This is a genomic window from Gilliamella sp. B2785 (genome assembly GCF_026537005.1).
In the GTDB taxonomy this organism is placed as follows: domain Bacteria; phylum Pseudomonadota; class Gammaproteobacteria; order Enterobacterales; family Orbaceae; genus Gilliamella; species Gilliamella apicola_E.
This window is the reverse complement of sequence record NZ_JAFNNC010000011.1, coordinates 1-13116: the sequence shown is the minus strand read 5'-3', so window position 1 is coordinate 13116 and position 13116 is coordinate 1. Positions and strand designations below refer to the sequence as shown.

The window sequence follows — 13116 nt, the reverse complement described above, 5'->3', positions numbered from 1 at the left end:
AAAATAAAATCCCTTTGCACGATAAACTGCAAAGGGATGACAATTTGTTAATAACCGTTTAAAAATTAATTATTTTGTTCTTCACTTTCAGTTTTTTTATCAATTTCTACCTTAACATGCGGATCTAAATCCACTAAGTAGGCAGTAACTCTCGCATAATCTTTGACATAATCAGTGGTATTTTTAGTATTAAGACCACGCGAGTTCACAAAAAACTTACGATTAACCACAACAGTTGGAATTGACTCAGGTCTTAATTGGTTATAGGCCTCAGTTTGTTGTGTCATAAACGCTTTAACTAAAAAACTTTGTTTGGTTTTATCAAACTGATCAGCATCAACACCTAAGTCTGCAAAGACAGCTTTAATATCATCAGCAGTTTTTAATTTACGCTCGGTTTGTACAGCTTTATAAAGTGCATCTGACACTTTATCTTCAATACCTAATACATTAGCCACCGCCCATGCTTCAGCTAGCTCTTTAGCTAACGGACCAAAATTGTCTAAATGATAACGTTTAAATTTAGTACCATTTGGTAAAGCTTTAGCAATCGCGTCTGTTGCATGATATTCGCTTTCAAATTTAAAACAGCTAGGACAGTTGAATGAGAAAAACTCTACAACCTCTTTATCTGGAGAGGGTTCAAATGGTAAAACACCATATTGTTCACCTTGTTCAATCGGTTTTAACTGCTCAGCAACATTTGCTGTAGCTGGTTGAGTATCATTTTTATTATCTGCCGGCGCTTCTTGCGCAAAACAGGTTATAGAAGTTAATAATACTCCAATAGCAATAAGCGTTTTTTTCATTTAATTTATTCTCCTTATTCTTTAATAATTCCGCGAGCTTTTAATATTGCTGATTTAAAATCATCTTCATAATCTTTTTTTAATCCAGGTATAGCTTCGTTTTTATCTGAATTACGCATTTTTAAATGATAAATTAAAACCTCATCACTAAGATCTTTTAAATTACCATCAAAACCAGCTTCTTTACCCAATTTATCTAAAAGCTGTAATAAATTGAGATCTGAATCATTTTCCCAAGCTGGTTGTAATAACTCAATTAACTCATCAATACGATGACATTTCATAATAACTACCTTTTAATTATTCAACTAAGTTGATAGGTGATGACATAAACCTTTATGTTAATCTTTACTTTACAATCTATATATTAATAAGCTTCTAGTATATACTCGGCTTTAAATTTAAATTGTCCATTTAAAAGATTCATAAACAAATATATTTTATGTCTAAAAAATAACTTTGCTATATAGTAATGTTATTTTGCTTTTTGGCAATGTAAAAGAGAAAGAATTTATGGAAAAACTGCCTATTACTGCTATTATTTTAGCTGGTGGTCAGAGTAACCGCATGAATGGTGTGGATAAAGGCTTGATGTTATTAGCTGGGAAACCACTTTTTCAACATGTAATTGATCGCATCAAACCTCAAGTCGATTTTATAATGATTAATTGTAATCGGCATGATGATCAATATGGTTCGCTAAACTACCCTATTTTTGGTGATGATTTAAAAGGATTTTTAGGGCCGCTTGCCGGAATCTATAGTGGCTTATTACGAAGCAATACAGATTGGAACTTATTTGTTAGTTGTGATACCCCTTTTTTACCACATGATTTGCTCGCTCGTTTAACAAAATTTTCAGCTACTCATCAAGCTATTTTCCCTTTTGATGGTAAGGATAATCACCCAACCATTTTATTAATCAATAAATCTGTCATTACTCAACTAAAAAAATATTTGGAAAACGGTGATCGCAAACTGATGTTGTTTTTAAAGAAGATTCATGCAACTGCTGTTGATTTTAGCGATACGCCTACTAGTTTTATCAATATTAATACAGTTGATATGCTAGAAAATGCCAATTTGGTAATTGAGGCGAATAAATAAATCACAAATCGAGCCTTTTTTAGCTTATTGATTTTTTTTGTTTAAAAACCCCGTTCCTCAACTTTTTTTATATTTTATATTATTAACAGTTTGATAGATAAAAACTTACTGTCATTTTTTAAGCAATTTTTTTAATTCTTGAGCAAAGTTTTCTATTTCAACTTCTTGTGTTGACCACGAAGTGCAAAAACGTAAACAAATATGGTTTGGATCACTTTGCCCTAAATTATCCACAGCATAACGTGAAGTAATTTTTTTGGCTAATTGATTCGGTAAATTGACAAACAGCTGGTTGGTTTGTGGTTTGGCTGCAAAGGTGAATCCCTCATTTTCAAATAAGTTTGTAAGTTTTTCAGCCATCATATTGCTATGTTTGCCTAATGAAAGATAAAGGTTATTTTGCATTAACGCTTTAAATTGTACAGCTATAATCCAACTTTTAGCTAATATTGCTCCTTTTTGTTTCATATTAAAACGGAAGTCGCGATTAATAGTATGATTGTTAAATACCAACGCTTCACCAGCAAAACCACCAACTTTAGTGCCACCAATATAAAATACATCGGTATATTTGGCTAAATCAGGGAAAGTAATGTCATTATCTTTAGCGCCTAATGCCATAGCTAAACGCGCACCATCTAAATAAAGATATAAATGATTTTTTTCACAAAATTGATACAGTTTTTTTAGCTCTTGTTTGGTATATAGGGTACCTAATTCGGTAGTGTTGGAAATGTATATCAGCTTTGGTTGGACCATGTGCTCGTCACAATGATAATCTAAAACAGGTTTTATGGATTCTGGTGTTAATTTTCCATCTTCAGTTTTCACCGTTACAACCTTATGTCCTGTGGCTTCAATTGCACCCGTTTCATGCACATTGATGTGTCCAGTTTCCGCTGCAATCACAGCCTGATATGGTTTTAGTATATGTGAAATGGTTGTTAAATTGGTAATTGTCCCACCAGCCATAAAATGTATGTCTGCATTCGGGGATTTTAATCTTTTCCTAATCTGATCGATTGCATCATTACAACAATCATCTAAGCCATATCCAATCAACTTTTTATTATTGATATTGATAAATTCTTCTAACAATTTAGGGTGTACTGTTTGATTATAATCATTTAAAAAATCGTACATATCATTAATCTTGTATAAAATAATATTTACGTTTAAATATAGCACGTTATTGTTGAGAATCTATGAATAATAAAAAAATTATTGGTATCACTGGATATAGTGGATGTGGTAAAACTACTTTGCTAAAAAAGATTATTCAGTTAATGGTTTTGCGAAATATTAAAGTAGGTTCATTAAAACATGCCCATCATGATATTGAGTTAGATATCCCTGGCAAAGATAGTTATGAGCTACGCAAATCGGGAGCATTACAAACTATTGTTGCCTGCGATAAACGTTACGCATTGATTGAGGAAACACCCGATACCCCAGCAGATCTAAAAACGCTTATTAATCGGTTTACCGATGTTGATGTGATATTAATTGAGGGATTTAAAGATGAACAAATTCCTAAAATTATGTGTCATCTAACACAATGTCAAAAACCATTATTTATTGATGATTTTACCATTGCTGTTGCTAGCGATGAGCCGTTAATAACATCTTTACCTGTATTAGATATTAATCAACCAGAGCAAATTGTGAATTTTATAAATAATTATTTATTTTGCCGTTAATATATCGTATTTTACTTAACTGTTTTTTTAACTAATATTATCATTATGAAATTTCGACTAAGAAAAACTATAAGCATTGCCAAGAAAGTCCTAATTGGATTAATGCTTTTCTCTGTTTTTCTTATTCTGCTTATGCGTTGGGTTAATCCTTGGGGTTCCATGTTGATGGTCGAAAGAAAGATCGCTAACTGGAATATTAATCAACAACGAATTTGGAAAGATTGGGATCAAATTTCAGATAATATTAAGATTGCCGTTATAGCTGCTGAAGATCAGCAATTTGCCAATCATTGGGGATTTGATTTTAAGGCTATAAACCGTGCGTTAAATTATAATAAAAATAATAGAAAAATCCGTGGCGCCAGTACCATCACTCAGCAAGTTGCGAAAAATATTTTTTTATGGTCATCGCGAAATTGGATCCGCAAAGGTGTTGAATCATGGTTCACAGTTTGGATTGAGCTTATTTGGTCAAAGCAACGGACACTTGAGATTTATTTAAATAGCGTTGAATGGGGTGAAGGGATTTTTGGTATTGAGGCCGCCTCACGCCACTACTTTGGTGTCAGTGCAAAGCAATTAACCAAAGAGCAAGCTAGTTTACTGGCTGCAATTTTACCTAATCCTAGAAAATGGAGTCCAGTTAATCCTAATATCCTTACACAAAAAAAAGCAAAATGGATCCTAGGCCAAATGGAAAATTTAGATACGAAAAAATATTTGAAGAAACTTAATTAATTAACGCTTAATGTTTTTACAAATTCAGGCACAATTTTACTTGCAGGGCCGTAAATTTTGGTTTGAAATAAACTTTCCCCCAAACTCGGCTCTAAATTGAGCTCAACAGTTTTTGCTCCCGATTGATTAGCAACCTCTACAAAACCCGCTGCCGGGTAAACATTGCCCGATGTACCAATCGAAATAAAATAGTCAGCTTGTGAAAGCGCATGGTAAATTTTATTCATCTCTAATGGGATTTCACCAAACCATACTATGTGTGGACGAATAAGCTTATTTTTTACATAATCCACATCTCGATGACAATCAATGATTTGCCCAGTTTGTTCATTACGAACTTTCAATAATTCGCCATGCATGTGAATAATATTTTTAGAACCCGCCCGCTCATGAAGATTATCAACATTTTGTGTCACAATTAATACATTTTCACTGCCGAGCTTATGTTCAAGCTCAGCTAAAGCAAAATGCGCTAAGTTTGGTTTTACCTCAGGGCTTTGTAATTTTTTTCGTAGCATATTATAGAAAGAATGGACCGCAATGGGATCGCGACTATAACCTTCATAGGTTGCAACATCATTAACATCATATCCTTCCCACAATCCATCTTGTGCACGGAATGTCGATAGTCCAGATTCCGCAGAAATACCCGCACCCGTTAAAATAACAATTTTCGTTTCTTTCATCATACCTTAACTTCTTATCTTTCTAATTAGGTAGGTTTAATTGATTTGCTATTGGCTATATTCGGTTGTAAACATGCTCATAGCAGGTTTTTTTAAGTTTTGATACTTACTATAAGCACTAGCTACTTTTGATCTTACATTTGCTTTGCTTTCACCATTTAACCAACTATCAATCATAGCGTGCACACTATACGCTTCCGGAGCCATATACTGCATGGTTAATATCAATGGCGAAATTCCGGTAGCTAATAACGGTTTGGAAAAATATTTTTGACTTTTACAAGCAAAAACGGCCGCATAGCGCGATTTTTGCTTTTCTTTCTCTTCTTTTGAGTTTGACGCCCAACTCGTTTCATAACCAAAGAATTTACTCCAAGACCATTCCATTAAACCATTGTGACCAATGTAAACAACTAAATTAGCTTTACCACCGCCAGCGATTATTTTTTTGTTATCTAGGGTAAATGTTGATTGTTTTTTGCCTGCTGAGTAATTAATAAAATCATCAATCGTATTATCAATATATTTACCATCATAAGCTTGCGCAATAATATAAACATCTTTGCTTTTATGTTTATAGATAATCTCTTCTAATATTTTACCCTCTTGAGGTTTATTGACTTGGACTACTTGCCATTCTTTTTGTTTACTAAAAAATGTTTTAAAGCCATAGGCGGCGCCCCAATAAAGATTATTTTTTGGATCTTGACCATTACCGATTGCTGCTGGAACGGGTACAATTCCTTGATACTTATTATCACATAATGCAACAACGACATGAATTACTTTGGGATCAGCAAAACATGAAACGGAAAAACACATAATTAGCATTAATAATAGATATTTACTGGCTTTCTTCATTTGTTATCAATTCTCCATTCACTTCGTATTTTACAATTACATTATTTTTATACATCATTTCAGAGCAAATACATGCCGGGGCGCCACCGACATTGTTTTTGGTCATGGTGTCTCTCCAGATTTCATTTTTTCTATAGATAACACCTTGCCTTTTAATAAAGGCATGCTGCTTTTCATAAACATGATAGCTGTATAGTCTTTCTTCATCACATAATAGCTCACCCTCTAGTTGGTGATCGCCAACATGAAGCATAATTTGAAACGTTTTATCGGTAGGATTATGAATAATAAGATCAATATAATTATAAAAAATAGCGGCACCCGAACCAAAAGGTAACACACGACCATCATCAGGAAAAGGATCAAAGCTATGATTTGCTCGCTCAACTATTTGGAGTTCTGAATGGAGAGCTAACCAATGAATTAAATTACTGATCTGACATATACCACCGCCAATACCTGAACGAGCTACGCCAAATGAAAGTTCCATTCCATTCACAAATCCCCGCTTTTTAGTTGGTTTTCCGACTAATCGGCAAAACGAGAAATATTCACCAGGTTTAATTAAGATTCCATTTAACGAATCAACGGCAATTTTTAGGTTTGTGACTTTATTGTATTGAAGCTGAATATCGCTGTTACCCAATCGACGTATTAATTTAGAGGTATGTTTTTTATAGCGAAAAGGTAAACGTAAATCATGACTACGTTTTAAGCTATATTGACGCGAAGAACAATACCAGTACAAATGACGAAACAAGCGACGCTGATTTACCCTTAACCAATAAAGTAAGGGATGATAACTGGATAACGGCTTTCGCATTATTGCTTTTTCCTTATATTCTACTAATATCGATTATAGCATCAAAAGATTTATATACTATGTTATATACGTTTTTTAAGTTTAAAAAATTGTTACAAGACGCTTTGGTTTATTTACCAAAATACCTTAACATTTAACAAATTTAATCTCTTCGACATAATTTTAATCACACAGTTCGCTTAATACGTTTAGGAAATGGATAAAATGAAAACAATAGGTTTAATCGGTGGGATGAGCTGGGAAAGTACAGTGACTTATTATCAAGTGATCAATCAAATGGTAGGAAAATCATTAGGAGGATTACATTCAGCCAAGACACTTTTATATAGTGTCGACTTTCAAGAAATTGAACATTGTCAGTCCCATGGTGAATGGGATAAAAGTGCGCTTATTTTAATTGATGCCGCGAAAATACTAGAATTAGCTGGGGCAGATTTTATCGTGATTTGTACCAATACGATGCATAAAGTCGCTGATCAGGTTCAAGCTGCCATTGATATTCCCATTCTCCATATTGCTGATGTTACGGCACAGCACTTAATCAAAGGCAATATTCATACGGTTGCTTTGCTAGGAACAAAATATACGATGGAACAAGACTTTTATAAATCAAAACTGACTAATAAAGGTTTGAAAGTACTGATTCCCGATGAGCAAGATAGAATGATCATCAATCAAATTATCTATGATGAACTCTGCCATGGCATAATTAAGCCAAGCGCTAAACAAGCTTATCTTGATATTATTGATAAACTTGTTAACCAAGGAGCACAAGGCGTTATACTGGGTTGCACTGAAATTGGCTTGTTAATCCAACAGGCAGATTGCCTGACGCCATTTTTTGATACCGCTTTATTGCATGCCGAGGAAGCCGCCTTATTTGCAATAATTTAATCATTTACTCTTTATCAGTATATTCTAATATATCACCCGGTTGGCAATCTAAGTGTTTACAGATTGCCTCGAGGGTTGCCAGTCTGAATCCTTTTACTTTACCTTGCTTTAGTAATGATAAATTTTGTTCAGTAATACCGATTGCGGCTGCTAAGTCTTTGGATTTAACTTTGCGTTTAGCCAGCATTACATCTAAATTTATAATAATTGCCACATTAAGATCCTATTAAATCGTTTTCTAGGTTAACGTCATTGTATCGTACTCAACGTTATTATTTATATGCCATATTTAGATAAACTGTCTATTTTCTTCAGCGATCTGACAGGCCTTTTTTAAGATCTGACCAATTAGCATAATACTGATTGCTAAAAGCAATGTCATAAAATCTTCGCTAGTAAACGATACCGTAAAATAACGCTCAGGTTGATTGTAACTTAATATTGCCGTTATTACCGGTTCTGAAAGTATGCCCATTATCGCCCAAATTACCAAAAATTTACCAAAGTTATAACAGTATTTTGTTGATTTAACGGAAAAATAGTCCGCTTGCGCAAAATTAACCAGCATTAATCGTAGTTGATTAAAAGCATAAATTAAAATAACAATTCTGCCGGTATCAATAAGTGTTGCTAAGGCAGCTTGCCAAAAGTTTAGGCCTGTGGAAATGTCGATACTATCATCCATTGTCGTGGAAATGAAAAAAGAATATCCATCAGATCCAAACCCAATATTGTTCTTATCAAAAAAGTAATATAACAAAGGCGATATCGTTCCAATCAGCATACATAAGATAGGGATCAAAATTAATACTGACATCAATTTACAATATTGATTTAAGCGAGTCTGATTTTTAGCTATATCTGTGTTCATTTTTATTTCCTTTTGGTTAAATTTACCAAATAGAGTATAAGCTGAGGGAAATAAAAAAACAATAATTTATTAAAATAAAACGATAATAATTTATCGTTATTAGCTTATTTGTGATTATAAAAAAGCCTTGCTGTTTAACGGCAAGGCTTCAAAAAATTAACTAATTATTTATGCTTCAATAGCAACACGTAGTTTTTTCATTGCATTTTTTTCGAGTTGGCGTATACGCTCAGCCGAAACACTATATTTATCAGCCAAAACCTGCAATGTTGATTTGCTATCATCAGCATCTAACCAACGCGCTTTAATAATATCTTGGCTACGCTCGTCTAATTGAGATAATGCATCATGTAATTTATCAGTTGCATCATTTTCCCAATTGTCATTTTCAATTGATTTAGAAAAATCAGAATTAACATCTTCTAAATAAAGCGCAGGAGCAACAATTGAATTATCATCGTCATCACTATCAATATCAAATGACATATCTTGCGCTGACATTCGTGATTCCATCTCTAGTACATCTTTACGACTTACGCCAAGCTCATCAGCAACCATATCAACTTCAGCACTATTAAACCAACCTAAACGTTGTTTATTTTTTCTCAAATTAAAAAATAATTTTCTTTGCGCTTTAGTGGTTGCGACTTTTACAATACGCCAGTTTTTTAGTACGTATTCGTGAATTTCAGCTTTTATCCAGTGTACCGCAAAAGAGACTAAACGTACCCCCATTCCTGGATTAAAACGACGTACCGCTTTCATTAAACCAATGTTACCTTCTTGAATCAAATCAGCTTGTGGTAGACCGTAACCAGAATATCCACGCGCAATATGCGCAACAAAGCGTAAATGAGACAAAATTAATTGTCTTGCTGCATCAACATCATCATGATAATAAAGTCTTTCACCTAGAGACTTTTCTTCCTCAGCTGTTAGCATCGGATAAGTATTTATCATACGAAGATATGATTCAATATTTCCTTGTGGGATTAAAGCACCTGCTTGCATTTTTAAATCAGTACTCATTTAATTCCCCCCTTAAATTAGACTAATTTTGTTACATCTTACTTGTGTAACAATTTAAATTCTTTCTTTTAATTTAGACCACTAAAATGTGATTTAGTTCACATTTTTATCATAATTTTTATTATGTAGGATCTGGTAAAAATGGCAAATATTTAATCCACCATTATGAAGCTATAACCATTTTATTCAAATACTTTTTAGTAGCAATAAATGCTGAAAACCAACCTATAATCATCGAGAATAAAATAATTAATAAGCTTTCATCCCATGAAAGACCATTTATATTAACTATTGTTCCAAAAACATCCGATACATGCAACATGGTTGAATCTATTTGAAGGATAAATACTTTCGATAGAACCAAAGCCAAAATAGCACTAATTAATCCAGTAAAAATACCATTATATAAAAATGGTCGTAAAATAAAGCCTTCCGTTGCCCCAATCAATTGCATAACCATAATCGTTTGCCTGCGAGCAAATATATTTAACCGAATGCTATTCCCAATAACCAGTGACACAGCAATGATCATAAAGATTGAAATCGTCCATACTATTGATTTGACCATATTGGTTAATGCCGTTAATCGCGTAAACCAACTGTCATCAAGCTGTACATCATCGACACCATCTATTTTTCGTAATCGTGCTTGTAGATCGTGTAATTTATTAGTTTGCTTAGCTTCTTCAACTGGAAAAATGATAGCAACTGCAGGCAATGGATTGTCAGCAAGTAAATCAAGTGCATCATCAAATCCTGACCAAGTTTTGAATTCATCGCGTGTTTCATCTCGAGAAAGATAAGTCACATTTTGAACTTCAGGAATCGTTTTAAATTGGTCAATTAAATTATTAGTTTGCTCTGGCGTAAGTGTTTTGTTTATATAAACTGTTACGTTAGGAGTTGGATACCATTGCTCTGCTGCTTGATTTGCATTTTTTAATAGTAAATAGCCTATTGTCGGTAAAGTAATTGAAATAGCAATAACAAAAATAGTCAGCAAGGAGGCAAATATATTTTGATAAAAATAGTTAAATACATTATGCCATGCATAGCCAATCTGCCTTTTCCACCGCCCTAAAAAGCTATTATTCTTTTTTTGTTTAGATGGTTTAATTTTGGCCTTTATCATCAACTTTTAACCTCTAAACGTCCTTGATTTAAATTGAGTATTCGATGGTGTTTTCGACGAATAAGCCCCATGTTATGCGTTGCCATCAGTACAGTTACACCTGTCTGGTTAAACTCTTCAAATAATTTCAATATATCTTTTGAAAGTTTATCATCTAAATTACCAGTAGGTTCATCAGCAAGTAATACGGTTGGGCGATTAACAATAGCTCGAGCTATTCCTACGCGCTGCTGCTCCCCGCCAGATAACTGTATTGGATAAAATTTCATTTTATCAATCAATCCAACTTTATCTAATGCTGCTGAAACTCGTTTTTTAATTTCTTCGGCTGGCTTTCCTAAAATGATTAATGGAAAAGCCACATTCTCATAAACAGTATGATCTAATAATAATTGGTGATCTTGAAATATCATACCTATTGTACGACGCAAAAACGGCACTTGATGTTTTTTTAAACGAGAAACATCAACACCATTAAGTAATACTTTACCATCATTCGCTTTTTCTAAACCACAAATCAAACGCATTAATGTGCTTTTACCTGCACCTGAATGGCCTGTTAAGAAAGCCATTTCCCCTTGCGATAAAGTAAATGTTATATTTTGCAAAGCTGGCTTTCCACCAGAATAAACTTTACTAACACGTTCAAATCGAATCATGATTTATCTCTATTCTTCTGCTTCATCAAACAGTGCGTTAATAAAATCATCAGCCACAAATGGTCTTAGGTCTTCTATTTTTTCACCGACACCGATATAACGGATTGGAATATTAAACTGATCAGCAATGCTGAATATAATACCACCTTTCGCAGTACCATCTAATTTAGTCAATGTCATCCCTGTTACACCAACAGCTTCATTAAATAATTTAGTTTGACTAATAGCATTTTGGCCTGTTCCTGCATCTATTGTTAACATGATTTCGTGAGGAGCAGTTTCATCTTGTTTTTTAATTACTCGTACAATCTTTTTTAATTCATCCATCAGATGTGATTTATTTTGCAAACGTCCTGCAGTATCAGCAATTAATACATCAATATTTTTCGCTTTTGCAGCTTGAATGGCATCAAAAATTACCGATGCAGAATCAGCATTAATGTGTTGTGCGATTACTGGGATATTATTACGTTCACCCCAAACCTGTAATTGTTCAACAGCAGCAGCGCGAAAAGTATCGCCAGCTGCAAGCATAACTGATTTACCTTGTTGCTGAAATTGACGAGCTAATTTGCCAATTGTCGTCGTTTTTCCAACACCGTTTACACCAACCATCAATATAACAAAAGGTTTATGACTTTCTATATTTAGAGGTTGTTGAGCACCATCTAAAATAGATTTCATTTCATTTTTTAATAGATCATGTAATGCATCAGCATCTTTTAATTCTTTTCTTGAAGCTTGTTGTGTTAATGTGCTTATTAATTTTTGTGTGGTATCGAAACCAACATCAGCAATGATCAATTGCTCTTCTAATTCTTCAAACAGTTGATCATCGATCTTTTTTCCTTTAAATAAGCTAAGAAAACCAGATCCTATATTTTGTTTAGTTTTAAAAAGACCTTTTTTTAAACGAGAAAAAAAACCTTCTTTTTTTTGTTCAATCATAAATAACTTATCCCATGATCAATATCAATGATCATTTTATCTTATTTTATTATAAAGCCCAACGTATTCGATCAAAGAGAATCATATTATTGATCTATTTGATCCTTGAATCTTTTAAGGATCGTGAATTAAATTTAATTATTTAATATAAAGATCGTTGAGAGTAATAGATCGCCATTCGCCTTGGGGTAGGTTGTGAGTAAATAAATTATACTTGCCAATCTGAACTCGAATTAAACGTAAGCAAGGAAATCCAACGGCGGCACACATTCTTCTAACTTGTCGATTTTTTCCTTCTGTTATAGTAACACTTATCCATGAAGTGGGAATTGTTTTGCGTTCTCGAATAGGTGGGACTCGTTGCCACAAATTAATAGGCTCTTCTAAAAAATCCACGATTGCAGGTGCGGTATGAAATTCCTTCAATTGTACACCGCTGATTAATTTATCAATCGCTTGCTTATCAATTAACCCTTCAACTTGTACCCAATAGGTTTTAGGTAATTTAAATTTTGGAGAACTAATTTTAGACTGCAATTTACCATCATTGGTCAGTAATAATAATCCTTCACTGTCAGTATCTAAACGACCAGCAGGATAAAATCTAGGCATGGATATATAATCTTTTAATGTCTGATATTTTTCATGAGCAGAAAACTGTGTCACGACATTAAATGGTTTATTAAAAGCGATTAATGAACTCATTCTATCCTCAGAAGAATTAAATAACCTTAGAATGCAAAAAAGCCCAGCATTGCTGCTGGGCTTTCGCTTTAATTTAAAAGTCTGGCGGCACCCTACTCTCACATGGGTAATACCCACACTACCATCGGCACTACGGCGTTTCACTTCTGAGTTC

Annotated in this window: 16 protein-coding genes and 1 pseudogene; 4 read left to right on the top strand and 13 right to left on the bottom strand. The window is 33.6% G+C overall.

Translation table 11 applies throughout. From position 1 onward, the window contains the following. Window positions 1–65: 65 nt before the first annotated feature. Both J3U24_RS11015 and J3U24_RS11010 read right to left on the bottom strand, forming a co-directional pair. Window positions 66–809: a DsbA family protein gene (locus tag J3U24_RS11015; protein WP_267331089.1), complete on the bottom strand. Its 744-nt coding sequence runs from the start codon at window positions 807–809 to the stop codon at window positions 66–68. A gap of 14 nt (window positions 810–823) precedes the next feature. Next, window positions 824–1093 (bottom strand): YihD family protein, encoded by a 270-nt coding sequence (locus J3U24_RS11010; protein ID WP_065563832.1) that lies wholly within the window; start codon window positions 1091–1093, stop codon window positions 824–826. A 229-nt stretch (window positions 1094–1322) separates the two neighbouring features. Here J3U24_RS11010 and mobA point away from each other — a divergent pair, with 229 nt between their 5' ends. Then, the gene (gene mobA / locus J3U24_RS11005; protein ID WP_267337753.1) at window positions 1323–1916 is read left to right on the top strand and encodes a molybdenum cofactor guanylyltransferase MobA; all 594 of its coding nucleotides are present in this window, start codon (window positions 1323–1325) and stop codon (window positions 1914–1916) included. A 111-nt stretch (window positions 1917–2027) separates the two neighbouring features. Here the strand turns inward: mobA and J3U24_RS11000 are convergent, their stop codons facing one another. Next, window positions 2028–3059: a threonine aldolase family protein gene (locus J3U24_RS11000; protein ID WP_267337752.1), complete on the bottom strand. Its 1032-nt coding sequence runs from the start codon at window positions 3057–3059 to the stop codon at window positions 2028–2030. 62 nt (window positions 3060–3121) lie between these two features. Between J3U24_RS11000 and mobB the strand changes: the two genes are divergently transcribed. Together mobB and mtgA are read left to right on the top strand one after the other, a co-directional pair. Next, entirely contained in the window at window positions 3122–3616 is a 495-nt protein-coding gene (gene mobB / locus J3U24_RS10995; protein WP_267337751.1) for a molybdopterin-guanine dinucleotide biosynthesis protein B, read from the top strand. 45 nt (window positions 3617–3661) lie between these two features. Then, entirely contained in the window at window positions 3662–4354 is a 693-nt protein-coding gene (mtgA, locus tag J3U24_RS10990) for a monofunctional biosynthetic peptidoglycan transglycosylase (protein ID WP_065563836.1), read from the top strand. Here mtgA and cobB read toward each other — a convergent pair. The 3 genes from cobB to J3U24_RS10975 are packed head-to-tail and all read right to left on the bottom strand — an operon-like array spanning window position 4351 to window position 6724. Continuing rightward, window positions 4351–5043, bottom strand: a complete 693-nt coding sequence (cobB, locus tag J3U24_RS10985; RefSeq protein ID WP_267337750.1) for a Sir2 family NAD+-dependent deacetylase — start codon at window positions 5041–5043, stop codon at window positions 4351–4353. The genes mtgA and cobB overlap by 4 nt on opposite strands. 45 nt (window positions 5044–5088) lie before the next feature. Next, complete coding sequence (locus J3U24_RS10980) at window positions 5089–5901, bottom strand: hypothetical protein (protein WP_065563838.1); 813 nt, start codon at window positions 5899–5901, stop codon at window positions 5089–5091. Then, window positions 5885–6724, bottom strand: coding sequence for a VanW family protein (locus J3U24_RS10975; protein WP_267337749.1), 840 nt, complete (start codon window positions 6722–6724; stop codon window positions 5885–5887). The genes J3U24_RS10980 and J3U24_RS10975 overlap by 17 nt, the downstream gene beginning before the upstream one ends. 204 nt (window positions 6725–6928) lie before the next feature. Here J3U24_RS10975 and J3U24_RS10970 point away from each other — a divergent pair, with 204 nt between their 5' ends. Next, complete coding sequence (locus tag J3U24_RS10970; protein ID WP_267337748.1) at window positions 6929–7618, top strand: aspartate/glutamate racemase family protein; 690 nt, start codon at window positions 6929–6931, stop codon at window positions 7616–7618. Window positions 7619–7622: 4 nt separating this feature from the next. On the opposite strand, the gene J3U24_RS10965 is transcribed toward J3U24_RS10970, so the two are convergent. The 7 genes and pseudogenes from J3U24_RS10965 to J3U24_RS10935 all read right to left on the bottom strand — a co-directional run bounded on the left by J3U24_RS10965 (window position 7623) and on the right by J3U24_RS10935 (window position 12962). Further along, complete coding sequence (locus tag J3U24_RS10965; RefSeq protein WP_065733542.1) at window positions 7623–7832, bottom strand: helix-turn-helix domain-containing protein; 210 nt, start codon at window positions 7830–7832, stop codon at window positions 7623–7625. Between the two features lie 75 nt (window positions 7833–7907). Then, complete coding sequence (locus J3U24_RS10960; protein ID WP_267337746.1) at window positions 7908–8489, bottom strand: DUF2975 domain-containing protein; 582 nt, start codon at window positions 8487–8489, stop codon at window positions 7908–7910. Between the two features lie 168 nt (window positions 8490–8657). After that, entirely contained in the window at window positions 8658–9518 is an 861-nt protein-coding gene (gene rpoH, locus J3U24_RS10955) for an RNA polymerase sigma factor RpoH (protein ID WP_065733540.1), read from the bottom strand. Between the two features lie 163 nt (window positions 9519–9681). After that, on the bottom strand, window positions 9682–10650 hold the full coding sequence (gene ftsX, locus J3U24_RS10950; RefSeq protein ID WP_267337744.1) for a permease-like cell division protein FtsX: 969 nt from the start codon (window positions 10648–10650) through the stop codon (window positions 9682–9684). Beyond that, window positions 10650–11309, bottom strand: a complete 660-nt coding sequence (gene ftsE / locus J3U24_RS10945; RefSeq protein WP_267331079.1) for a cell division ATP-binding protein FtsE — start codon at window positions 11307–11309, stop codon at window positions 10650–10652. Before ftsE ends, ftsX begins: the two co-directional genes overlap by 1 nt. 9 nt (window positions 11310–11318) lie before the next feature. After that, window positions 11319–12242, bottom strand: a pseudogene (ftsY, locus tag J3U24_RS10940) (signal recognition particle-docking protein FtsY); the annotation flags it as partial. Window positions 12243–12395: 153 nt separating this feature from the next. After that, window positions 12396–12962 (bottom strand): pseudouridine synthase, encoded by a 567-nt coding sequence (locus J3U24_RS10935; RefSeq protein WP_267331078.1) that lies wholly within the window; start codon window positions 12960–12962, stop codon window positions 12396–12398. Window positions 12963–13116 lie beyond the last annotated feature (154 nt).